General features: G+C 75.1%; 18 protein-coding genes. 1 reads left to right on the forward strand and 17 read right to left on the reverse strand.

The window, feature by feature from the left end; all coding sequences use genetic code 11:
* Nucleotides 1-81: 81 nt before the first annotated feature.
* From ACTHLI_RS14145 to hutH, 8 genes are read right to left on the reverse strand one after another with little or no spacing between them, the layout of a single operon-like run.
* Nucleotides 82-1,518, reverse strand: coding sequence for an MGDG synthase family glycosyltransferase (locus ACTHLI_RS14145; protein WP_440184944.1), 1,437 nt, complete (start codon nucleotides 1,516-1,518; stop codon nucleotides 82-84).
* A gap of 10 nt (nucleotides 1,519-1,528) precedes the next feature.
* The gene (locus ACTHLI_RS14150; protein ID WP_440184947.1) at nucleotides 1,529-2,512 is read right to left on the reverse strand and encodes an acetamidase/formamidase family protein; all 984 of its coding nucleotides are present in this window, start codon (nucleotides 2,510-2,512) and stop codon (nucleotides 1,529-1,531) included.
* Nucleotides 2,513-2,553: 41 nt separating this feature from the next.
* Nucleotides 2,554-3,477, reverse strand: a complete 924-nt coding sequence (locus ACTHLI_RS14155; protein WP_440184949.1) for a proline iminopeptidase-family hydrolase — start codon at nucleotides 3,475-3,477, stop codon at nucleotides 2,554-2,556.
* 25 nt (nucleotides 3,478-3,502) lie between these two features.
* Nucleotides 3,503-4,654, reverse strand: coding sequence for an imidazolonepropionase (gene hutI / locus ACTHLI_RS14160; protein ID WP_440184951.1), 1,152 nt, complete (start codon nucleotides 4,652-4,654; stop codon nucleotides 3,503-3,505).
* Complete coding sequence (locus ACTHLI_RS14165) at nucleotides 4,651-6,051, reverse strand: formimidoylglutamate deiminase (RefSeq protein WP_440184953.1); 1,401 nt, start codon at nucleotides 6,049-6,051, stop codon at nucleotides 4,651-4,653. Before ACTHLI_RS14165 ends, hutI begins: the two co-directional genes overlap by 4 nt.
* Nucleotides 6,048-7,199 carry an allantoate amidohydrolase gene (locus ACTHLI_RS14170; RefSeq protein ID WP_440184956.1) on the reverse strand — a complete coding sequence of 384 codons (1,152 nt, stop codon included), beginning with the start codon at nucleotides 7,197-7,199 and terminating at the stop codon, nucleotides 6,048-6,050. Before ACTHLI_RS14170 ends, ACTHLI_RS14165 begins: the two co-directional genes overlap by 4 nt.
* Nucleotides 7,196-8,863 carry a urocanate hydratase gene (gene hutU / locus ACTHLI_RS14175; protein WP_440184959.1) on the reverse strand — a complete coding sequence of 556 codons (1,668 nt, stop codon included), beginning with the start codon at nucleotides 8,861-8,863 and terminating at the stop codon, nucleotides 7,196-7,198. The genes ACTHLI_RS14170 and hutU overlap by 4 nt, the downstream gene beginning before the upstream one ends.
* A 29-nt stretch (nucleotides 8,864-8,892) precedes the next feature.
* Nucleotides 8,893-10,431: a histidine ammonia-lyase gene (hutH, locus tag ACTHLI_RS14180; protein ID WP_440184962.1), complete on the reverse strand. Its 1,539-nt coding sequence runs from the start codon at nucleotides 10,429-10,431 to the stop codon at nucleotides 8,893-8,895.
* Nucleotides 10,432-10,510: 79 nt separating this feature from the next.
* Between hutH and ACTHLI_RS14185 the strand changes: the two genes are divergently transcribed.
* Nucleotides 10,511-11,263 (forward strand): IclR family transcriptional regulator, encoded by a 753-nt coding sequence (locus tag ACTHLI_RS14185; RefSeq protein WP_440184964.1) that lies wholly within the window; start codon nucleotides 10,511-10,513, stop codon nucleotides 11,261-11,263.
* A gap of 95 nt (nucleotides 11,264-11,358) precedes the next feature.
* On the opposite strand, the gene ACTHLI_RS14190 is transcribed toward ACTHLI_RS14185, so the two are convergent.
* The 9 genes from ACTHLI_RS14190 to carB all read right to left on the reverse strand — a co-directional run bounded on the left by ACTHLI_RS14190 (nucleotide 11,359) and on the right by carB (nucleotide 23,501).
* The gene (locus ACTHLI_RS14190; protein WP_440184966.1) at nucleotides 11,359-12,741 is read right to left on the reverse strand and encodes an RsmB/NOP family class I SAM-dependent RNA methyltransferase; all 1,383 of its coding nucleotides are present in this window, start codon (nucleotides 12,739-12,741) and stop codon (nucleotides 11,359-11,361) included.
* Nucleotides 12,738-13,652 (reverse strand): methionyl-tRNA formyltransferase, encoded by a 915-nt coding sequence (gene fmt / locus ACTHLI_RS14195; protein ID WP_440184969.1) that lies wholly within the window; start codon nucleotides 13,650-13,652, stop codon nucleotides 12,738-12,740. Before fmt ends, ACTHLI_RS14190 begins: the two co-directional genes overlap by 4 nt.
* Nucleotides 13,653-13,734: 82 nt before the next feature.
* Complete coding sequence (locus ACTHLI_RS14200; RefSeq protein WP_440184971.1) at nucleotides 13,735-15,510, reverse strand: primosomal protein N'; 1,776 nt, start codon at nucleotides 15,508-15,510, stop codon at nucleotides 13,735-13,737.
* Nucleotides 15,511-15,514: 4 nt separating this feature from the next.
* A complete protein-coding gene (gene metK, locus ACTHLI_RS14205) occupies nucleotides 15,515-16,702 on the reverse strand; it encodes a methionine adenosyltransferase (protein ID WP_440184974.1) in 1,188 nt (395 codons plus the stop codon).
* Between the two features lie 35 nt (nucleotides 16,703-16,737).
* Nucleotides 16,738-17,979 (reverse strand): bifunctional phosphopantothenoylcysteine decarboxylase/phosphopantothenate--cysteine ligase CoaBC, encoded by a 1,242-nt coding sequence (coaBC, locus tag ACTHLI_RS14210; protein WP_440184976.1) that lies wholly within the window; start codon nucleotides 17,977-17,979, stop codon nucleotides 16,738-16,740.
* Between the two features lie 25 nt (nucleotides 17,980-18,004).
* Nucleotides 18,005-18,295, reverse strand: coding sequence for a DNA-directed RNA polymerase subunit omega (rpoZ, locus tag ACTHLI_RS14215; protein WP_440184978.1), 291 nt, complete (start codon nucleotides 18,293-18,295; stop codon nucleotides 18,005-18,007).
* Nucleotides 18,296-18,419: 124 nt separating this feature from the next.
* Complete coding sequence (gmk, locus tag ACTHLI_RS14220; RefSeq protein ID WP_440184980.1) at nucleotides 18,420-19,319, reverse strand: guanylate kinase; 900 nt, start codon at nucleotides 19,317-19,319, stop codon at nucleotides 18,420-18,422.
* A 13-nt stretch (nucleotides 19,320-19,332) separates the two neighbouring features.
* Entirely contained in the window at nucleotides 19,333-20,199 is an 867-nt protein-coding gene (gene pyrF, locus ACTHLI_RS14225; RefSeq protein ID WP_440184982.1) for an orotidine-5'-phosphate decarboxylase, read from the reverse strand.
* Nucleotides 20,199-23,501 carry a carbamoyl-phosphate synthase large subunit gene (carB, locus tag ACTHLI_RS14230; protein WP_440184985.1) on the reverse strand — a complete coding sequence of 1,101 codons (3,303 nt, stop codon included), beginning with the start codon at nucleotides 23,499-23,501 and terminating at the stop codon, nucleotides 20,199-20,201. Before carB ends, pyrF begins: the two co-directional genes overlap by 1 nt.
* Nucleotides 23,502-23,506: the final 5 nt, after the last annotated feature.

Here is a 23,506-nt window from a genome sequence, read left to right on the forward strand (position 1 = left end):
CGCTCACCCTGGCCTACCCCCGGCGACCCGCTCCCCTGGGCCCGGGGGTCGCCGATCAAGTGGGACGCCCCGAGACCCGGGTCAGACGCGGAGCCCGCGGTCCTCCGCGGCGAGCCCGTGCACGTCGACGGCGAGCTCCTCGCCCTCGCGCACGACGGCGCGGATGAGCCGGTGGGCCTCCCAGCCGGTGCGGAGGGGGTTCCGCTCCCGTCGCAACCGCAGGCCGCCCCCGGCGACGCCGTAGCGCTCCCGGAGGTCGTCGAGCTGATCCGCCCTGATCAGCGCGACCGTGCTGCCGGCCTCCGCGTCGGTGAGCCGGGCGAGCGACGTCCGCCCCGTGAGATCCGTCGCGACCACCCGGCGCTCGCTCGCCTGAAGGATCGTCCGCTGCGCCGCGCGGGTGACGACGAGGGGCCGGTCCGGGCCGTCCAGCAGGCCGTCGAGGACGTCGCGCGCCGCGCCGGGCCGGCCCGTCGCGGCCGCAGCGGCCCGCATCGCCGCGAGGCGCCCGGGCGTCCGCAGCACCTCGTCGATCTTCCAGCCGATCGTCTGCACCGTGTTGCAGCGGATCGCGGCGCCCTGCTCCATGAGGTAGTCGCCGTTGCGGACCTCCTGGCCCGGGATCGGATTGACGAGCACCATCGGCAGGCCGGCCGCCATGCACTCGGATGCCGACAGCCCACCCGGCTTCCCGACGAACAGGTCCGACTCGGCGAGCAGCCGCGGCATCGCGTCGGTGAAGCCGAGCACGCGGTAGCGGTCGCCCATCGGCGCGACGAGCTGCTCGATGCGGCGGCGCAGCGCATCGTTGCGACCGCAGACGACGGTGATCGAGCACGGGGTGCGGATGTGCATCGTCTGGCGGACCACCGAGATCGCGTAGTCGCCTCCCGAGGCGCCGGCCGAGACGAGCAGGCGCGGCGGCACCGCCGGCTCGCGGTGCAGGGCGACGTCGGAGCGACGGATGGGGATGCCGGTCGCCACGACCCGGTCAGCGGGCAGGCCGAGCGCGGTGAGCTGCACGAGGCCCTCCTCCCTGGCCACCGAGAAGGCGTGGAACGCGCTCGTGAGCCAGAGCCCCTGGAAGTCGTAGTCGGTCGTGACGACGGCGGTGCGGGCGTCGATCCTCCCGCCGAGCAGGAGGGCGGCGACGAGCTGCGCCGGGAGGAAGTGGGTGCAGACGATCGCGGTCGGGCGGAACCGCGTGATCGCCCGGATCGTCGGCAGCGCGTTCGCCCTCGTCCACGGGTCGATCGGGCCGCGCCGACGGAACGGGCGGTCGGTGACGTCGTACCCGAACTCCACGAGCCAGGGAGCGCTGTCGACGAGGGTGAAGTACCCCTTGCCGAGCAGGTCGCGGTACAGCGCGCTGCTCGCCTCGAGCAGGTCGAGCAGCTGCACCTCCTCGACGTCGGTGCGCGCCTCCGCCGCGACGCGGACCGCCTCCCCCGCGCTGTTGTGCCCCGCCCCGACACCGGCGGAGAGGATGAGGACGCGATGCTCCGCCTTGGCCGCCATGCTCGGAACGCTAGATCATGGGGCGGCCGGCCGGTCGGAGCAGGGACTTGGCGATCGAGTGGAGCGTGACCGCGCCGACGGCGGTGAACGGATGCAGGGGGTCCGGGTCGGCTGAGCCGGTCGGGCCGCCGAGCCGGGAGTGGCCGGCCGCCGAGAGCAGCGCGTACGCGTCGCCCTTCGTGAAGCCGTGCTCGTCCACCAGGAACGCGAACAGGTCCTCGTAGCCGCGCCGGATCGACTCCTGCACGGGATCGCCGAGGCCCACGAAGACCCACTCATCCGGGGTCTCGATCCGCGGTGCCCGCAGCCGCAGCCCGGGCACGACGTCGACCGAGACGACCGCGACGCCCTCCGCCTCGATCGCGACGAAGGAGGACTCCCCCTCCGCCATCACCGCGTGGATGTCCCCGATCGACAGCAGGGCGCCTTCGACCGCGACGGGGAGGAAGACGGTGGAACCGGGTCGCGCCTCCGTGACGTCCATGTTCCCGCCGAGGGCGTGCGCGGGCATGACCGTCGAGTTCGTCCCGGCCGCCGGTGCGACGCCGATGCAGCCGATCATCGGCCGCGGCGGCAGCACGTGCCGGTCGGTGACGTGCACGCCCTCCGCGTCGATCGGCACACGGCGCGTGAACACCTCGTCGCCCATCGGCCCGGCGAGCGCACCCGTGCCGGGCAGGCTGACGGACCACCCGCGGTCGAGCAGCCGGATCTCGTGGATCGTCACCGCGAGGGCGTCGCCGGGATGCGCGCCGTCGACGAAGACGGGACCCGTGACCGGGTTGATCGGCGCCGACAGGCCGGCGAGATCCTTCGTCTCGTGCAGCTCCGCGTACACGGCCTCATCCGTCTCGAACGCGATCCGGTCACCCGCGCCGGCGACGACGCGGAGCACGGGCGGCACGGCCGCGGAGAAGCCGGGGCGGCCGAGCGCCTTGCCGAGGAACCGCTCCGGTGCGGGGGGCGTGCGCGGGTGCTGATCGCTGGTGGACACGGATGCTCCTCGAGGGATTCGGGGCGGGCGGGAGGCGCGGATCAGGAGGGCTGGAAGGTGGCCGCATCCGCGTCGTGCTCGGCGAGGAACGCGGCGACGACGGCGCGGAACGCCTCCGGCTGCTCGAGATGGGTGCAGTGGCTGGCACCCGCGAAGACCCGGCTGCGCACGTCGGGGATGCGCTCGACGAACGGCGCCCAGGTCTCGGGAGTGGCCTCGTCGAGCTCGCCGGCGATCACCAGCGTCGGCGCGGTGATCCCCGCGACCTCCTCGACGACCGACCAGTCCTCGAGGGTGCCGGTCACGAAGAACTCGTTGACGCCGTTCATCGTGTGGTACACGGTCGGGTCCGCCTCCATCTGCGCCACGGTGTCGAGGAAGTCCTGCGGCGTGGGCTGCACGCGGCACACGTGGCGGTCGTAGAAGACCTGGGTCGCGGCGACGTACTCCGGGTCGTCGATCGTGCCGGCGGCCTCGTGCCGGTCCAGCGCGTCGCGGACCTCGGGCGGCAGCTCGGCGCGGAGCGCGTTCGCCCCCTCGACCCACAGCCGCATGGAGGCGGGCGAGTTGCAGATCGCGAGGGAGGCGAGCCCCTCCGGTCGGGTGATGGCGATCTCGGCGCCGAGCATGCCGCCCCAGGACTGGCCGAGCACGTGGTAGCGCTCGAGGCCGAGCGCGGCGACGAGGTTCGCGAACTCCTCGACGAAGAGCGCGGGGGTCCAGAAGTCGGCGGCCGCGTCGGGACGGTGGGTGCTCCTCCCGCAGCCGACCTGGTCGTAGTGGACGACGGTGCGACCCGTCTCCTCCGCGAGCGCGGCGATGTTCTTCACGTAGTCGTGCGCCATGCCGGGGCCGCCGTGCAGCACGACGAGCGGGAGGGCGCCCGCGCGGGGCTGCTCCGGCGTCGTCACCTGCACCCAGGTCTCGAGGTCGCGGAAGGGCACGGTGCGGGTCTCGACGGGCATGGAGCACAGCATGCCCTCGGCTCCCTCAGCGGCCGCCGACCATCACCCGCTCCGTGAGCGGCACCCCCGGCCGGTAGACGAGGTGCACGGCCGACGGGGCGTCGAGCACGTGGAGGTCGGCGGGACCGCCGACCCGGATCGCCCCGGCATCCTGCAGCCCGAGGACGGCCGCGCCTCCGCGGGTCGCCGCCCAGAGCGCCTCCGCGACGGTGAGCCGCTGCTGCAGCACCGCGGTGGCGACGCAGAAGGCGACGGAGGTCGTGAAGCTCGAGCCCGGGTTGCAGTTGCTCGCGATCGCGAGGGGCACGCCGGCGTCGAGGAGGCGCCGGGCCGGCGCCAGCGGTTCGCGGGTGGAGAGGTCGGCGGCCGGGAGCAGCACCGCCGTCGTGCCCGAGCCGGCGAGCGCATCGAGGTCCGCCGCGGACACGTGGTTGACGTGGTCGACGCTCGCGGCGCCGAGCTCCGCGGCGAGCGCGACCCCGCCGGATGCGCCCAGCTGGTTGCCGTGCACCCGGAGGCGCAGCCCCGCGGCCCGGCCGGCGAGGAGGACCTCCCGCGACTCGTCGACGTCGAACGCGCCGGTCTCGCAGAACACGTCGACCGCGTCGACGAAGGGGCGGACGGCGGTGAGCATCGGGCCCGTGACGAGGTCGAGGTACGCGCGCCGGTCGGTGCCGGGCGGCACGAGGTGCGCGCCGAGGAACGTGACCGAGTCGGCGACCGCGCGTCCCACCCGCGCGAGCCGCGTCTCCGTCGCCACGTCGAGGCCGTAGCCCGTCTTGGTCTCGATCGTCGTGGTGCCGCCGGCGAGCGCCTCCGCCCTGAGCCGGCGGGCGGCGGCGAGCAGCGCCTCGTCGCTCGCCGCCCTGGTCGCCGCGACGGACGTCGCGCTGCCGCCGGCCGAGTACGGGCGACCGGCGAGGCGTGCCTCGAACTCGGCGGCCCGGTCGCCCGCGAACACGAGATGGGTGTGGCAGTCGACCCACCCCGGTAGCACGGCCCGGCCGCCGAGGTCGGTGCGCACGTCCGCAGCCGGCGCCGACCCGGCGCTGCCGATCCAGGCGACGCGCCCCTCCTGCACCACGATCGCGGCGTCCGTGAGCCGGGTCGACGCGGCGGGGCTGGGGCCGTCGAACGTGGTCAGCTCCGCGATCCCCGTCAGCAGCTCGCTCGTCACCGATCAGGTCCGTTCCCCGGCACGCCCTCCCGCGTGCCGCGTTCGTCGGCGTGTCGCTCGATCCGGCCTGATCGGTGGAAGACGGTGCGGCCGGCGACGACCGTGCGGAGGACGTCCGAGGCGGTCGCGGTCAGGATCAGCTGCTCCGGAGCCGCACCGCGCGTGCGGACGGAGTCGGGGTCGAGCTCGACGAGGTCGGCGGGGTCGCCCGGCCGGAACCGGGCAGGAGGGAGCCCGAGGCTGCGGGCGCCGTTCGTGGTCGCGGCCTCGAGCAGCGCCTCGGGGGTGAAGCGGCCGCGCCGCCCGGAGGCGAGCCGCTCCCCCGCCTCCAGCCCCCGGATCTCGAGCAGCGGGTCGATCACCGACTGGCCGTCGGAGCCGAGCGCGATGCGAGCACCGGCGTCCGCGAGCGCCCGGGCGGGGCCGATGCCGTCGCCGAGGTCGGCCTCGGTCGTCGGGCAGCACGCGACCGTCGCGCCCGCGGCGCCGACGCGGTCGACGTCCTCCCTCGTCAGGTGCGTGCCGTGCACGAGCGTGGTGCGCGGGCCGAGCGCACCGAGGCGCTCGAGCGCAGCCGCGGGCGTCTCCCCGTGCGCCGCGAGGAACGCGGCCGTCTCGCGGGGCTGCTCGGCGAGGTGGAGGTGCAGGGGGACGTCCGCGGGCAGCTCCTCGAGGATGCGCTCGATCGCGGGCAGCGGGACGGCCCGGACGGAGTGGATCGCGGCGCCGACGGTGACGAGGGGATCGTCCCCGACGACCTCCCGCAGCGCCCGCCTGCGCGCGAGCCAGCCGTCCGCGTCCCCGTCGCCGAAGCGCCGCTGCGCGGGCTCGAGCGGGCTCCCGTCGACGTCGGCCGTGAGGTAGCAGGTGTCGAGCAGCACGAGCCGCAGCCCCACCTCACGCGCCGCCGCGGCGAGCGCGAGCTCCATGGCGTGCGGCGGGTCGTACGGGCGCGCGTCGGGCCGGTGGTGCACGTAGTGGAACTCGCCGACGGCGGTCCAGCCCGCTGCCGCCATCTCCGCGAACACCCGGGTCGCGAGGTCGCGGTAGGAGTCGGGCGTGAGCGACGCCGCCGCGGCGTACATCGCCTCCCGCCAGCGCCAGAAGTCGCCGCCCGCGTCGTAAGTCCTGCCGCGGAGGACCCGGTGGAACGCGTGCGAGTGGGCGTTCACGAACCCGGGCACGACGAAGCCGAGGCGCTCGTCGTCCTCCGCCGGCGCGACCCCGTCCTGCACGGCGGCGATCCGTCCGTCGACGATCCGGAGCCGCACGCCGCGGCGGACCCCGTCGGGGGTGACCAGCGTCTCGACCCAGAACACGAGTGCATTTCGAAGGGGTTCCTGCGCGCCGGAGGCGCCAGGAACCCCTTCGAAATGCACGGGGCCGGAGGTGGTCATGCGGCGAGGTGGCGGAGGACGCGTTCCAGCGCGTCCACCCCCGCGTCGATGTCCGCGTCGGCCGCGTCCTCCTCCTGCGCGTGGGAGACGCCCGTCGGGTTGCGGACGAAGAGCATCGCCGCGGGCACCAGGGCGGCGAGGACGGCCGCGTCGTGGCCGGCTCCGGTCGGCAGCGCGGGCACACCGCCGAGCACCGCGTCGAGCTCGTCGCGGAGCGCCGCGTCGAAGACCACCTCGTCGCTCCAGCTGCCGCGCTCGATCGCGAAGCCGCAGCCGTTGCGCGCGGACTCGAGCGCGCCGGCCTCCTCGATGCGGGAGACGAGCCCGCGGACCGCGTGCGCGGTGTCCGCGCGGACGTCGAGCGTCAGCTCGACGGCGGAGGCGATGACGTTCGTGCCGCCGGGGATCGCCTCGATCCTGCCGACCGTCGCGCGGGCGCCGTCGACGGCGAGCGCGGCCCGCTCGATCGCGAGCACGACGCGGGCCGCCGCGACCACCGGGTCGGCGCGGTCCGCCATCCGGGTCGTGCCGGCGTGGTCGCCGCGCCCCGTGATCCGGACGCGCCACCGGCCGTGCGCGAGGACGCGCGTCGCGAGCCCGATCGGGGCACCCAGGTCCGCGAGCCCGCGGCCCTGCTCGACGTGCAGCTCCACGAACCGGCCGATCCGGCCGACCCCGTCCGGGTCCGCGCCGGCACCCGCGAGCGCGGGCACCCCGGCGACGACCGCGGGGTCGACCGCGCCCGTCGCGAGCCGGGAGCCGAGGCACGCGATCCCCAGCTCGGAGCCCTCCTCCTCCGCGAACACGACGACCGCGAGCGGGCGCCGCGGGCGGAACCCGGAGGCGCGCAGGCGGCCGACCGCGACGAGCGCGGACACGACGCCGAGCGGCCCGTCGAGCCGGCCGCCGCCCGGCACGGAGTCGAGGTGGCTACCGGTGACGACCGCGTCCCGAGCGGGTTCCCCCCACCAGGCCCAGAGGTTGCCGTTGCGGTCGCGGACGACGTCGAGTCCGATCGCCTCCGCGTGCTCGGTGAACCAGTGCTGCATCGCCGCGACGGCGTCCCCGAAGCCCGGGCGCGACCAGCCGCCGCGCGGGTCGCGGCCGACGTCGTCGAGCTCGGCGAGCAGGTCGAGCGCGGCGCTCACGGGCGCACGTCGAGCCCGGGCGCCGACGGCACCCAGAGCCCCCGCTCGGCGGCCACCTCGTGCGCCCGCTCGTAGCCGGCGTCGACGTGCCGCATCACCCCGGTGCCGGGATCGTTGACGAGCACCCGCGCGATCTTCTGCGCGGCGAGCTCCGTGCCGTCGGCGACCACGACCTGTCCCGCGTGGATCGACCGGCCGATGCCGACACCCCCGCCGTGGTGGATCGACACCCAGGTCGCTCCGGACGCGGTGTTGAGCAGCGCGTTCAGCAGCGGCCAGTCCGCGATCGCGTCCGAGCCGTCGGCCATCGCCTCCGTCTCGCGGTACGGGGAGGCGACCGAGCCCGCGTCGAGATGGTCGCGGCCGATCACGATCGGCGCGGACAGCTCGCCTGCGGCGACCATCTCGTTGAACCGGAGCCCCGCGAGGTGCCGCTCCCGGTAGCCGAGCCAGCAGATGCGCGCGGGCAGCCCCTCGAACGCGACGTGCTCGCCCGCGGCCTCGATCCAGCGCCGCAGCGCCGCGTCCTCGGGGAACAGCTCGAGGATCGCCCGGTCGGTCGCCGCGATGTCGGCCGGGTCGCCGGACAGCGCCACCCAGCGGAACGGGCCCTTGCCCTCCGCGAACAGCGGCCGGATGTAGGCGGGCACGAAGCCCGGGAAGGCGAACGCGTCCTCGTAGCCGCCGAGCCGCGCCTCCGCCCGGAGCGAGTTGCCGTAGTCGAACACCGCGGCGCCGCGGTCCTGGAACCCGACCATCGCGCGGACGTGCTCGGCCATCGAGGCGCGCGCCGCGAGGGTGAACGCCTCCGGGTCCGCCTCCGCCGCCTCGCGCCACTCGGCGAACGGCACGCCGGCGGGCAGGTACCGCAGCGGGTCGTGCGCGCTGGTCTGGTCGGTCACCACGTCGACGGCAACGCCGCGCCGGAGGAGCTCGGGCAGCACCTCGGCCTGGTTGCCCTCGAGACCGACGGAGCGGGGCCGGCGCTCCGCCTTCGCCGCGAGCACCCTGCCGAGCGCGTCGTCGAGCGAGTCGGCGACCTCGTCGAGGTAGCGGCGGTCGCGACGGCGCTCGAGCCGGCTGCGGTCGACGTCGACCACGAGCACCGCGCCGCCGTTCAGCGTGACCGCGAGCGGCTGCGCGCCGCCCATGCCGCCGGCCCCGGCGGTGACCGTGAGGGTGCCAGCGAGGGAGCCGCCGAAGCGCTGCGCCGCGACCGCCGCGAACGTCTCGTAGGTGCCCTGCAGGATCCCCTGGGTGCCGATGTAGATCCACGATCCGGCCGTCATCTGGCCGTACATGGTGAGCCCGAGCGATTCGAGCCGCCGGAACTCCGGCCAGGTCGCCCAGTCCGGTACGAGGTTCGAGTTCGCGATCAGCACCCGCGGCGCCCACTCGTGCGTGCGGAACACGCCGACCGGCTTGCCGGACTGCACGAGCAGCGTCTCGTCCGGCTCGAGCTCGCGGAGCGTGCGGACGATCGCGTCGAACGCCTCCCACGACCGGGCGGCCCTGCCCGTACCGCCGTAGACGACGAGCTCCTCCGGATGCTCCGCGACCTCGGGATCGAGGTTGTTCATGAGCATCCGGAGGGGCGCCTCGGTCTGCCACGACTTCGCGCTGAGGCCGGTGCCGCGCGGTGCGCGGACGGCGGTTCTCTCCATGTCGGGACTCCTGTTCAGCGGGGGTCCGCTCAGCCGAGCGGGCCGGCGACGGACTCGGCGGCGGCGCGGACGCCGCCCGAGTGGACCAGGGCGGTTGCGGCCTCGATCTCGGGCGCGAGGAAGCGGTCCGGCCCGGGCCCCGCGACCTGCTCGCGCAGGCGCGCGACCACGGCCGCCGCGACGGGCGCCGGGGTCAGGGGCGCGCGCAGCTCGAGGGCGCGCGCGGCCGCGAGCAGCTCGATGCCGAGCACGTGGGCGAGGGCGTCGATGCCGCGGCGGAGCTTCCTCGCCGCGTGCCAGCCCATCGACACGTGGTCCTCCTGCATCGCCGACGACGGGATCGAATCGACCGAGGCGGGGACCGCGAGGCGCTTCAGCTCGCTCACGAGGCCGGCCGCCGTGTACTGCGCGATCATCAGACCCGAGTCGACGCCCGCGTCGTCCGCGAGGAACGCGGGCAGGCCGTGGTTGCGCTTCGGGTCGAGGAGGCGGTCCGTGCGCCGCTCCGACATGCTCGCGAGATCGGCGGCGGCGATCGCGAGGAAGTCGAGGACGTAGCCGATCGGCGCGCCGTGGAAGTTCCCGTTCGACTCCACCCGGCCGTCCGCGGTCACGACGGGGTTGTCGATCGCGGCCGCGAGCTCCCGCTGCGCGACCTGCGCGGCGTGGGCCCACGTGTCGCGGACCGCGCCGTGCACCTGGGGCGCGCACCGGAGCGAGTACGCGTCCTGCACGACCGTGTGGTCGGGGCCGCGGTGGCTGTCGCGGATCGCCGAGCCGGCCATCGTCCGCACCAGGTTCGCGGCGGCGATCTGCTGGCCCGCCTGCGGGCGGAGCGCCACGAGATCGGCGGCCCACGCGGCGTCGGTGCCGAGCAGCGCCTCCGTGGTCATCGCCGCGACCACGTCGGCGGTGGTGAGGAGGGTCGCGAGGTCGTGCAGCGCGAGGACCAGCATCCCCAGCATCCCGTCGGTGCCGTTGACGAGCGCGAGGCCCTCCTTCTCCGCGAGCTCGACGGGGGCGACCCCGGCGCGGTCCAGGGCCTCCGGCGCCCCCAGGAGCGTGCCGGAGGCGTCATGCGCGAGCCCCTCGCCCATCAGGAGGAGGGCGCTGTGCGCGAGCGGAGCGAGGTCGCCCGAGCAGCCGAGGGAGCCGTACTCGTGCACGACCGGCGTGATGCCCGCGTTCAGGACCTTCAGCGCCGTGTCGAGCGTCGACTCCCGCACGCCCGTGCGGCCGGTGGCGAGGGTCTGGATGCGGAGCAGCATGAGCGCCCGGACGACCTCCTGCTCCACGACCGGCCCGGTGCCCGCGGCGTGGCTGCGGATCAGGCTGCGCTGGAGCCGGGTGCGCGCGTCGGGGGCGATGAACGTCGTCGCGAGCGCGCCGAACCCGGTGGAGACGCCGTAGTGGGGCTCCGGGTCCGCGGCGAGTGCGTCGACGACCCCCCGCGAGGCCGCGACGCGGGCCCTGGCGTCCGCGTCGAGCGCCACCCGCGCCCCGCCGCGCGCGACCCGGACGACCTCGTCGATGCCGAGCGGCGCACCGCCCACCGTGACCTCTGCCATGGGTCCATCGTTCGCTCCGCCGCGGGTGCGCGCGAGGGCTGCGCCGCGGCTGCTGTCTCACCCGTGGGACACTTCGGCCATGACCGCCCCTGCCGCGCGCGGTGCCCTGCGGCTCCTCGCGCACCTCGGATCCGCGCGCGGACCGATGGCGGCGGGGCAGCTCGCCGCGGCGACGGGACTCCCCCGCGCCTCCGTGTACCGCCTGCTCGGGGTGCTCGAGGAGGAGGGCTTCGTGCTCCGGTTCCCGGAGGCGCACCGGTGGGGCATCGGCATCGCGGCGTTCGAGCTCGCCGGCGGGTTCAACCGGCAGGAGCCGCTCACCCGGCTCGGGCGGCCGATCCTCGCCGCGCTCGTCGACCGGCTCGGGGAGAACGCGCACCTCGCGGCGCTGCACGGGCGCGACGTGATCTACCTGGTCGAGGAGCGGGCTCCGCGGCGGCCCGCGCTCGTCACCGAGGTCGGGGTGCGCCTCCCGGCCCACGTCACCGCGAGCGGGCTCGCGCAGCTCGCCGCGCTCCCGCGCGCCCAGGTCCGCGCGCTCTACCCCGATCGGACGGCGTTCGCGCAGCGCGGCGGGGGCGGCCCGGCGTCCTACCCGGCGCTGCGTCGCCTGCTCGACGCGACCACGGAGCGCGGCTGGGCCGTCGAGGACGGCGAGGTGACGCCGGGCACCGCCTCCGTGGCCGTCCCGGTGCGGGACCACGCGGGCTGGCCGGTCGCGGCGCTCGCGGTCACGTTCGTCCGGGGCGAGCGGCCGCCCGCCGACCGCGGCGACCTCGCGGCCGTGGTCGCCGAGCACGCCGGCCTCCTCGCCAAGCGGCTCGCGCGCTGAGCCGGCGCCTTCGCGGATCCGGAGATCCTGCACGACACGCCGTCGTGACGGCCTCCGCGTCGGCGTGGCGCCGAGGATCTCCGGATCCGCGGATGTCAGACGCGGGTGAGGAGCTGCACGAACATCGCGTCGGTGCCGTGGCGGTGCGGCCAGAGCTGGACTGCAGTGCCCCGCTCCGCGTCCTGGAGCCGGTGGCCGGTGATCGCGTCGACGACCGGCGCGGTCGGCACCGCGCGGAGGCCGGGGTGGCGCTCGAGGGCGGCCGCGACCGCATCGGTCGTCTCGGCGACGACCGGCGAGCAGGTGACGTAGGCGAGCAGGCCACCGGGGACGAGCGCCGCGACGGCCGCGTCGAGCAGGTCCGCCTGCAGCGCCACGAGGTCCGGGAGGTCCTCCGGCCGCTTCCGCCACCGCGCCTCCGGGCGCCGTCGAAGCGCCCCAAGCCCGGAGCAGGGGGCGTCGAGGAGCACGCGGTCGAAGCGGCGGGTGCCGCCCGCGAACCGGCGGCCGTCGCCCGTCTCCACGGGGTGGTCGCCTGGCACGCCCGCGAGGGCCCGGCCGACGAGCCGCGCGCGGGCGGGGATGATCTCGTTCGCGAGCAGGGAGGCGCCCCCGAGGCGCGCCTCCGCCGCGAGCAGCGCCGCCTTGCCGCCGGGCCCCGCGCACAGGTCGAGCCAGCGCTCGCCGCCGCGCACGGGGCGCGCGCGGGTGAGCGCGAGCGCGGCGAGCTGCGATCCCGGGTCCTGCACGCGGACGACGCCCGCCGCGACGGACGGCAGCCGTGCCGGGTCGCCGCCGTCGAGCTCGACCCCGATCGGCGAGAGCCGGTGGCGCCGCAGCGCGAGTCCCGTGTCGTCGACCAGCTCGTCGCGGTCCGCGAGCCCGGGCAGGGCCGCGAGCCCGACGGGCGGTGCGGCGTCGTCCACCTCGAGCAGCGGCGCGAGGTCCCCGCCGCCGTCGGCCATCGTGGAGAGCGCCGCGTCGAGCTCGCGCACCACCCACTCCGGATGCGCGGTCGCGAGCGCCGCGCGGACCAGCGGATCCGCGACGCCCTCCGTGAGCACCGCCGTCCACCCGTCGTCGTCCCGCTCGCCGACCCGGCGCAGGACCGCGTTCGCGAACCCTGCGGCGCCGCGGCCCTTCAGCGCCCTGGCCTGCTCGACGGCCTGGTGGACCGCGGCGTGCCGCGCGGTCCGCAGCGCGAGCAGCTGATGCGTCGCGAGCCGCAGCACGTCGAGCACCGGCGGGTCGATCTGCTCCACCTTCCGGCCCGATGCGGCGGCGATGATCGCGTCGTACCGCCCGGCGAGCCGCAGGGTGCCGTACGCGAGCTCGGTGGCGAAGGCCGCGTCCTCGCGGGACGGCCTGCGCCGCGCGAGGACGGAGGGCAGCAGGAGGTTCGCGTACGCGTCGCGCTCCCGCACCCCGGTGAGCACCTCGAGCGCGATCGCCCTCGCCGGGCTGATCGGCGCGCTCACCCGAGCACCACCCCGGTGCCCGCGCCCCGGAGCCACGCATCCGCGGCCATCGCCCCGCGTCCCTCCGGCTGCACGCGCAGCAGCTCGAGCGCGCCCTCGCCGCAGCCGACCAGCACGCGCCGGTCGACGGCGGTCACGGTGCCGGGCGCGCCGCCCGCGACGTCCCGCGCGGGGGCGGCCTCGAGCACCTTGAGCCGCCGGTCGGCGACGGTCGTCCACGCGCCCGGCTCCGGGGTGCAGCCGCGGATCCGCGCGAAGACGCGGTCGGCGGGCTCCCGCCAGTCGAGCCGTCCGTCCGCGAGCACGAGCTTCGGCGCCGGCGTCACCTCGCCCTCCTGCGGGACAGGGACCGCGATGCCAGCGGCGAGGTCGTCGACCACCCGCGCGAGCACCCGGGCGCCGATCGGGGCGAGGCGGGCGAGGAGATGCCCGGCGGTCTCGAGCGCGCCGATCGCGACGGTCTCGCTCGCGAACACGGGGCCGGTGTCGAGCCCGGCCTCCAGCTGGAACACCTCGACCGCGGTCTCCGTGTCACCGGCGATGACGGCGCGCTGCACCGGCGCGGCGCCCCGCCACCTGGGCAGGAGGGAGAAGTGCAGGTTCACCCAGCCGAGCCGCGGGGCGGACAGCAGCGGCTCCTTGACGAGGCCGCCGTAGGCGACGATCACGCCGAGATCGGCGTGGAGCGCCGTGAGCGCCGCGGTCTCGTCCGGCCCGAGCCGGCTCGCGCGGGTCACGGGGAGGCCGAGCGCGACCGCCGTCGTCTCGACCGGCGACGGCGTGAGGGTGCGCTTCCGCCCCAGCGGGGCGGGCGGGCGGGTGACGACCGCGGCGATCTCGTGGTCCGAAGCGGCGAGCGCCTCGAGCGACGGGACCGCCGCTTCCGGGGTGCCGGCGAAGATCAGGCGCACCCCGCAAGCCTGTCATGCGCGCGGGGTGGTCTCGAGGCTCGCTCCGCTCGCACCTCGACCGACGGGAGCGGCCAGCGGGCGCTCAGAAGGGCTCGTGGGGGTCGAAGCGCACCCGGAGGACCGGAGGCGGCGGGGCGGGCGGCTTCGGGCGGCGCGCGCTGCCGTGCCGGATCAGCGCCGCTTTCGCCACGTCCGCCACGCGGCGGCCGGCCCCCGTCGGGAAGCGGACGACGACCCGCTCGCCCCGTTCCTCCTCCGAGCGGCTCAGCACCTCCGCGCCGACGCCGGACCAGGACTCGAGCAGCTCCTCCACCGCCCGCACGGGGCCGCTCGCGGCCGCGAGCCGCACCACCGGCGGGAACCGCAGCACGCGGCGATCCGCGAGCTGCCGCGCCGCGAAGTCCGCCGACCGCCACGTCGCGAGCGCCGTCGCGACGTCGCCGGTCACGCCCACGAGGTGCACGGGCGCGTCGGGGGCCGCGAGCATCGCGGCGGACGACCACCAGCGGAGGCAGTCCTCCGCCACCCACAGCGACTCCCGGAGCAGCATCCTGGCCCCGTCGAGCAGCAGGACGGCGCGGTAGCCGCCCGGCGCGCGCGGCTCCGCGCCACGGGTCGCGACGACGATCCGCGGTCCGTCGGGAACCGTGTCGTGGACGTGGTCGCCGTCCGCCACGACGACCGCGACGCCCGGGAAGGCCCGCCCGAGCTCGTGCGCGGTGCGGCCGGCGTCGATCGGCAACGGCGCGTCCCCCGCCCGCAGGGCGCGGAGCGCGGCGTCGCCCGGCTTCGCGACCTGCACGAGCACGGGCCCGGAGGTCAGCGCGCGCTGCACCGCCTGGTACGCGGCGGAGGGGATGCGCGTGCCGCGACCGTCGTCCGGCGTGAGGATGACGCCTGGCCGGCCGCGGGGGGCCGCCCAGTCCTCGCACCAGCCGAGCTCGACGAGCCGCTGCACGGTCGTGGAGCGCGTCGAGGAGAGCAGCAGCAGGCCCGCGCCGGACTGCTCCTGCCGGAGCAGCGCCACGTCCCGGGTGCCGGCGTACGGGGCGAGGGGCTCCTGGTGGAACGGGTCGGCCTCCTCCCAGACGACGAGCGCCCCGAGCTCGGCTGCCGGGGCGTACACCGCCGAGCGGTTGCCGATCAGGATGTGCGGGCCGGGCTCGAGCGCGGTGAGGTGCGCGCGGTACCGCGCCGACGGCGGCCGGGAGGCGTCGATGCGCAGCACGAGGTCCGCGGCGGGACCGGCCGCGAGCGCCGTCTCGAGCTGATCGAGATCCCGGCGGTCCGGGGTGGCGACGATCGTCGTCCGCCCCGACGCCGCGACCGCGGCCGCGAGCTGCGCGACGTCCGCCGCCCAGCCGCCGACCCAGTCGCCGCTGGCGTCGACGAGGTGCGCGGTGGGCATCGCGGCGATCCTGCGGCCCTCGAGCAGGGCGGCCGCCATCGGGTCCGGATCGGCGCGGACCGGGGCGGGCGCTGCGGTCTCCGCGGCCAGCCAGCGCTGCTCGACCCGCGCCTGCCGCTTCGGGACCGCGATCCGGAGCACGTCGCTCGCGACCCCGGCGTTCCGGTCGGCGACGGCGCGGGCGAGCCGCCACACCTCCGGCGCGAGCACGGGCGCGCTCGACACGACGCGGTCGATCGGCGAGAGCTCCCCCGGCGCCTCCGACGTGTCCGCGAGCGCCACGACCCAGCCGTCGGCGACCCGACCGGCCACCCGCAGCGGCACCTTCACCCGGACGCCCGGGACCACCTCCGCCGCCAGCGCCTCCGGGACGCGGTAGTCGAAGAGGTGGTCGAGTCGCGGCAGCGGCGAGTCGAGCACCACCTTCGCGACGCGGCCGGGCCCGGCCATGGGACTAGAGCCCCGCGGCGGCCGCCAGGGCCGCGGCCCGGTCCGTGCGCTCCCAGGTGAACGCGGGCAGCTCGCGCCCGAAGTGCCCGAACGCCGCGGTCGCCGCGTAGACGGGACGGCGGAGGTCGAGCGCGTCGATGATCGCGCCGGGCCGCAGGTCGAACACCTCGCGGATCGCGGCCACGATGCGCTCCTCCGGCACGTGCGCCGTGCCGAACGTCTCCGCGTAGAGGCCGACCGGCTCGGCCGCGCCGATCGCGTACGCGACCTGCAGCTCGAGCCGCTCCGCGAGGCCGGCCGCGACGGCGTTCTTCGCGACCCAGCGCATCGCGTATGCGCCGGAGCGGTCGACCTTCGACGGGTCCTTGCCGCTGAACGCCCCGCCGCCGTGGCGGCTCGCGCCGCCGTAGGTGTCGACGATGATCTTCCGCCCCGTCAGCCCGGCGTCGGCCTTCGGGCCGCCGACCTCGAACCGGCCGGACGGGTTGATGTAGATCCGGGGTTCGCGGACCGCGAGCCCCGACCCCTGGAGCACCGGATCGACGACGGACCGGAGCACGTCCTCGCGGATCGTCCCGGATTCGACCCAGGGGGCGTGCTGCGTCGAGATGACGACCGCCTCCACCGAGACCGGCCGGATGCCGTCGTACCCGATGGTCACCTGCGTCTTGCCGTCGGGCCGCAGGTACGGCAGCGAGCCGTCCTGCCGCACCTGGGTGAGGCGCTGCGAGAGCCGATGCGCGAGCGCGATCGGGATCGGCATCAGCTCCGGCGTCTCCCGCACGGCGTAGCCGAACATGATGCCCTGGTCGCCTGCGCCCTGGAGGTCGTACGGGTCGTCGCTGCCCGCCCGCGCCTCCACGGCGACCCCGACCCCGTCGGCGATCTCGCGGGACTGCTCGCCCACGCTCACGGTCACCCCGCACGTCGACCCGTCGAACCCCTGCTCCGAGGAGTCGTAGCCGATCGCGCGGATGCGGTCCCGGACGATGCCGGGGATGTCCACGTAACCGGTGGTGGAGACCTCGCCAGCGACGTGGACGAGCCCGGTCGTGACGAGCGTCTCGACCGCCACGTGGGCGTCCCGGTCCTGGGCGATGAGCGCGTCGAGGATGCTGTCGGAGATCTGGTCGCAGATCTTGTCCGGGTGGCCCGGGGTCACCGACTCCGACGTGAACAGGCGCAACGACATGGGGGTCTCCTCGTGGGGTGGTCTGCGGCGCCGGGTCAGGCGGGGGCGACGGCGTCGAGGATGGCAGCGGCCACCGACGGCTTCGTGCCGGACGCCTCGCCGATGACGCGGCCCTCCCGGTCGATGACCGTCACCGCCGTCTCGCCCGGGCCGAAGCCGCGGTCGAACCCGACCTCGTTCAGCACGAGGAAGTCGGCGCCCTTCGCAGCGATCTTCTCGCGTCCGAGCGCGAGCAGGCGCTCCGGGTCGGCCTCGGTCTCCGCGGCGAACCCCACCACGACCTGGTCGGGGCGCGGCCGCTCCGCGGCCAGGGTCGCGAGCACGTCGGGGTTCCGGACGAGCTCCACGGTGAGCGCGTCGCCGAGGTCGGCCTTCTTCAGCTTCGTCTCCGCGGTCGTGGCCGGGCGGTAGTCGGCGACCGCCGCGGCCATGATGACGAGGTCGGCCGCCTGCGCCTCGGCGCGGGCGGCGTCGAGCATCGCCTGCGCGCTCGTCACGGGCACGACGCGCACGCCCTCCGGGGCCGGCACCTCGAGGTTCGCCGCGAGGAGCACCACCGCGGCGCCCCGGTCGCGCGCCGCCGCAGCGAGCGCCACGCCCTGGCTGCCGGTCGACGAGTTGCCGAGGAACCGCACAGGGTCGAGCGGCTCGCGCGTGCCCCCGGCGGAGATCAGCACGGTCCGGCCCGCGAGGCGGTCGTGGGACACCCCAGCGGTCTCGGGGACGACCGCGCGGTCGAGGTCCGGGTTCGCCGCCGTGGCCGCGTCGAGCGCCGCCTCGACGATGTCGCCCGGCTCCGACATCCGGCCCGCCCCCGCGTCCGCGCCGGTCAGCTGACCGCTCGCGGGGCCGACGACGACCACGCCGCGCGCCTCGAGCGTGCGGACGTTCGCCTGCGTGGCCGGGTGCTCCCACATGCCGGTGTGCATCGCCGGGGCGACGACGAGCGGCGCGGAGGAGGCGAGCACCGTGGTGCCCAGGAGGTCGTCGGCGAGGCCGACGGCGAGCTTCGCGAGCGTGTTCGCGGTCGCGGGCGCGATCACGATCAGGTCAGCGGTCTGCCCGAGCGCGACGTGCCGCACCTCCGCAACGCCCTCGTACAGGTCGGACTCGACCGGATTGCGGCTGATCGCCTCGAGGGTGGGCCGGCCGACGAACCGCAGCGCGGCCGCGGTCGGCACGACGTGCACGTCGTGTCCCGCGAGCACGAGGGCGCGGACGACGCCGACGGCCTTGTAGGCCGCGATGCCGCCGGTGATGCCGACGACGACCTTCATGGACCTCAGGACCTCCGGGAGGAGGTCAGAGCTCCTCGGCCACGGGCTCCGGCGCGACCGGCAGCGTCTGGTCGGCGGTGATGCTGAGCTTGTCCTCGTTGATCTCGCGGAGGGCGACCGACAGCGGCTTGTCGTCGATCGACGACTCGACGAGCGGGCCGACGTTGTCGAACAGGCTGCCCTCGTGCAGGTCGGCGTAGTAGTCGTTGATCTGGCGCGCGCGCTTCGACGCGAAGATCACGAGCCCGTACTTCGAGTCCACCTTGGTGAGGAGCTCGTCGATGGGCGGGTCGATGATGCCCTTGGTGCTGGACATGTGCGGTCTCCTTCGTGTCGAGGTGCGTTTTGAAGGGGTTTCTGCATCCCACCGCCGAGCACGGCTCGGGCTGTGCCGCAGAAACCCCTTCAAAACGAAGGCTGGGGCCGGACCCCGCTGGGTCTCAAGCAGTCATCAAGTCTACGACCTCGCGGGCCGCATCGGGCACGTCGGTGTTCACGACCGTCGCGTCGAACTCCTCCTGCGCCGCCAGCTCGACCTTCGCGGTCTCGAGCCGGCGCGCCTGCTCCTCGGGCCCTTCGGTGCCGCGGCCCGTCAGCCGCCGCACCAGCTCGTCCCAGGTGGGCGGCAGGAGGAAGACGAGCTTCGCCTCCGGGAACGCGGCGCGCACCTGCCTCGCGCCCTGGATGTCGATCTCGAGCAGCACGCTGCGCCCGGAGGCGAGCGCGTCCTCGATGGGCGCCCGCGGGGTGCCGTAGCGGTAGGCGTTGTGCACGGTCGCGTGCTCGAGGAACTGTCCGGCCTCGACCATGCGGTCGAACTGCTCGTCGGTGAGGAAGAAGTAGGTGACGCCGTCGATCTCGCCGGGGCGCGGCGCGCGCGTCGTCGCGCTGACCGACAGCAGCACGTCCGGGTAGTGCTCCCGGATGTACGCCGCGACCGTGCCCTTGCCGACCGCGGTCGGACCGGCGAGCACGACGAGCCGGCTGCCGCGCGGCTCGGGCTCGGACGGCCGGCGCGGCGCCTGCCTGCGCACGAGGAACTCGTGCAGGCGCTGGTACTGGTGCACCCCGAGGCCCCCGAGGCGCTTCGACGGCGAGATCCGCAGCTCCTGCATGATCTTCGCCGTCCGGGTCGGGCCGAGCCACGGGATCGACCCGATGAGCTCGCTCACCCGCAGGGTCGCCTCCGGCTGGGCGCCCTCGCGCGCGGCGGAGGAGAGCACCTCGCTGGCGCTGCGCTCGCCGTTCGAGACCTGGCGCTTCACCTCGGCGCGGGCGCGCCGCGCGGCCACCGCGGCCCGCGAGCCCGCGAGCCGGTCGACCTCCGGTGGGTTCACCACGCCTGCCTCCGTCTCACGCGATGGCCTCCCCGAGCAGCGCGGACTGCCGCGCGATGGCGTCCCCGAGCCCCGACGGCCCGGAGGCGAGGATGCTGCGCGAGGCGGTGACGATCGTCGTGCCCGCCGCGACGCCGAAGAGCCGCTTCACGTCCGCGAACTGGGCGCCCTGGTACCCGAATCCGGGCGCGAGGATCGGCGCCGCGGGCTCGTCCGCGAGCGCCGCGAGATCGATCCCGTAGTCGAGGAAGTCGACCGTCGCCCCGAGCACGACGCCGATCGATCCGATCGGCTGCCCCTCGGAGTGCGTCCGGTTCCAGTTCACGACCCGGGACGCGAGCGCGCCCGCGAGGGTCTTGCCGGTCTGCGCCTCGCGCTTGATCTCGGCGGTCTGCACCGCGAGCGCCTCCGGGTTCGACGTCGCGGAGAGGACGAACAGGCCCTTGCCGTAGCGCGCCGCCAGGTCGAGCGGGCTCCGGAGGGCGCCGAAGCCCTGGTACGCGCTGATCGTCATGGCGTCGACCTCGAGCGGCGAGCCCGGCGTGAGCCACGCCTGCCCGTACGCCTCGAGGGTCGAGCCGAGGTCGCCGCGCTTCACGTCCCCCACGACGACGAGGCCGGCGTCCCGCGCCTCCTTCAGCACGTCCTCGAGCACCTTGTACCCGATCGAGCCGAACCGCTCGTAGAACGCCACCTGCGGCTTGACGATGCCCACCCGGCCGGCGCACGCCTCGACGACCCGCAGCCCGAACTCGTGGGCGCCGACCGCGGAGACCGGGAGACCCCATTCCGCGAGCAGGTACTCGTGCGGGTCGATGCCCACGCACAGGTGCCCGTGGTCGGTGAAGGCCCTCCCGAGCCGCTCGCCGAAGGCCTGCACCATCAGCGGACCGCCTTCCTGCCGTCAGCTGCGCTGCGGCGTCGCTCGTACTCCTGGAGCGGAGTCACATCGAATCCTGCCCGAATCGCGTCGACGCTCGCCACCGCGGCGGACAGCTGAGCCACCGTCGTGAACAGGGGTTTGTCGGCAGCGACCGCCGCGGCGCGGATCTCGTACCCGTCGGCGCGCGCGCTCCTGCCGCTCGGCGTGTTCACCACCACGTCGATCTCGCCGCGCCGGATCAGCTCCACGACGTCCGGACCGACCTGCTCGGCGTCGCTGACCTTGCGCACCACGTCGGCCGGGATCCCGTTGCGGCGCAGCATCTCCGCGGTCCCCTCGGTGGCGAGCAGGCGGAACCCGAGCTGCACCAGCCGGAGGGCCGAGAGCACCACCGAGCGCTTGTCCCGGTCGGCGACCGAGACGAACGCGGTGCCGCCGAGCGGCATGCCGCCGTACGCGGCGTCCTGGCTCTTCGCGAACGCGCGCGGGAAGTCCCGGTCGATCCCCATGACCTCGCCCGTGGAGCGCATCTCGGGGCCGAGCAGGCTGTCGACGACGTGGCCGTCGCGGGTGCGGAACCGCTTGAACGGCAGCACGGCCTCCTTCACCGCGACCGGCGCGTCCGCGGGCACCTCGCTGCCGTCGCGCTCGGGCAGCAGGCCCGCGTCGATCAGCTCCGCGACGGAGGCGCCGGCCATCACCCGGGCGGCCGCCTTCGCGACCTGGACCCCGAGCGCCTTCGAGACGAACGGCACCGTGCGGGACGCCCGCGGGTTCGCCTCGAGCACGTAGAGCACGCCGGCGGCGACCGCGAACTGCACGTTCACCAGCCCGCGCACCCCGAGGCCCTGCGCGATCGCGAGCGTCGCGCGCCGCACCTCCGCGACCACGTCGCGACCGAGCGTCACCGGCGGGAGCGTGCAGGAGGAGTCGCCGGAGTGGATCCCCGCCTCCTCGATGTGCTCCATCACGCCGCCGATCCACATCCGCTCGCCGTCGTAGATCGCGTCGACGTCGATCTCGACCGCGTCGTCGAGGAAGCGGTCGACGAGCAGCGGGTGGTCCGGCCCGACGATCGCCTGCCCGGCGATGCGATCGAAGTAGCCCTCGAGGCTCGGCTCGTCGTAGACGATCTCCATGCCGCGGCCGCCGAGCACGAACGACGGGCGCACCAGCACGGGGAAGCCGATGCCGCGGGCGACCGCGAGCGCGCTCTCCGCGTCCGTCGCGGTGCCGTTCTTCGGCGCCTGCAGCCCCGCGTCCTCGAGGATCGAGGCGAACAGGCCGCGCTCCTCCGCGAGGTCGATCGCAGCAGGCGACGTGCCGAGGATCGGCACGCCCGCCGCCTCGAGCCCCTTCGCGAGCCCGAGCGCCGTCTGGCCGCCGAGCTGCACGATCACGCCCGCGATGGACCCGGACGCCGACTCGGCGTCGATCACCTCGAGCACGTCCTCGAGCGTCAGCGGCTCGAAGTACAGGCGGTCGGAGGTGTCGTAGTCGGTCGACACGGTCTCCGGGTTGCAGTTGATCATCACCGTCTCGTACCCGGCGTCCTTCAGCGCGAACGCCGCGTGCACGCACGAGTAGTCGAACTCGATGCCCTGCCCGATCCGGTTCGGGCCGCTGCCCAGGATGATCACCTTGCGGGCGTCGGAGGCGGCGACCTCCGTCTCGCTGTCGTACGTCGAGTAGTGGTACGGCGTGAGCGCGGGGAACTCGCCCGCGCAGGTGTCGACGGTCTTGTAGACCGGCCGCACGCCCGCGGCGTGGCGCGTCTCGCGGACCGCGGACTCGGTGGTCCCCCGCAGCTGCGCGAGCTGCGCGTCGGAGAAGCCCTCCTCCTTCGCGAGCCGGAGGAGGTCGGCGTCGAGCTCGTCCGCGCCGCGGACCTGCTCGGCGAGCTCGTTGTTCGCGACGATCGCCTCGAGGAACCACCGGTCGATCGCGGTGGCCGCGTAGACCTCCTCGAGCGTCGCGCCCGCGCGGAACGCCTGCTGCACCTGCACCATGCGGCCGTCGGTCGGGGTGGCGATCACCTCGAGCAGCGCCGCCTTGTCGCCGGGCTCGCCCTCCCAGTGGAACGAGCTGCCGCGCTTCTCGAGCGACCGGAGGGCCTTCTGCAGCGCCGCCCCGTAGGTGCGCCCGATGGCCATCGCCTCGCCGACCGACTTCATGGTCGTCGTCAGCTCGGGGTCCGCGGCGGGGAACTTCTCGAACGCGAACCTGGGCGCCTTGACCACGACGTAGTCGAGCGTCGGCTCGAAGCTCGCGGGCGTGACCTTCGTGATGTCGTTCGGGATCTCGTCGAGCCGGTAGCCGATCGCGAGCTTCGCGGCGATCTTGGCGATCGGGAAGCCGGTCGCCTTCGATGCGAGCGCGGACGAGCGCGAGACGCGCGGGTTCATCTCGATCACGATGATCCTGCCGGTCGTCGGCTCGACCGCGAACTGGATGTTGCAGCCCCCGGTGTCGACGCCGACGAGGCGGATGATGTCGATCGCGATGTCGCGCATCCGCTGGTACTCGCGGTCCGTGAGCGTCATGGCGGGCGCGACCGTGATCGAGTCGCCGGTGTGCACGCCGACCGGGTCGACGTTCTCGATCGAGCAGACGACCACCGTGTTGTCGGCGTGGTCGCGCATCAGCTCGAGCTCGTACTCCTTCCAGCCGAGGATCGACTCCTCGAGGAGCACCTCCCCCACCGTCGAGGCCGCGACGCCCGTGCCGACGAACCGCGCGAGCTCCTCCGGCGTGTGCGCGAAGCCCGAGCCGAGGCCGCCCATCGTGAACGAGGGCCGCACGACCATCGGGTACCCGAGCTCCTCGGCGTGCGCCAGCGCGTCCTCGACGCTCGTCGCGATGCGGCTCTTCGCGACCTCGGCGCCGGCCTCGATCACGATGTCCTTGAACAGCTGCCGGTCCTCGCCGCGGCGGATCGCGTCGACCTTCGCGCCGATCAGCTCCACGCCGTACTTCTCGAGGATCCCCGCCTCCGACAGCGCGATCGCGGCGTTCAGCGCGGTCTGGCCGCCGAGGGTCGGGAGCACCGCGTCGGGACGCTCCTTGGCGATGATCGCCTCGAGCACCGGGGTCGTGATCGGCTCGATGTAGGTCGCGTCCGCGAAGTCGGGGTCCGTCATGATCGTCGCCGGGTTCGAGTTGACGAGGATGACGCGGACGCCCTCCGCGCGCAGCACGCGGCAGGCCTGCGTGCCGGAGTAGTCGAACTCCGCCGCCTGCCCGATCACGATCGGGCCGGACCCGATGACCAGGACGCTGGTGATGTCGGCTCGCTTGGGCATCAGAA

It is taken from the genome of Amnibacterium sp., from assembly GCF_051956055.1.
GTDB lineage: Bacteria > Actinomycetota > Actinomycetes > Actinomycetales > Microbacteriaceae > Amnibacterium.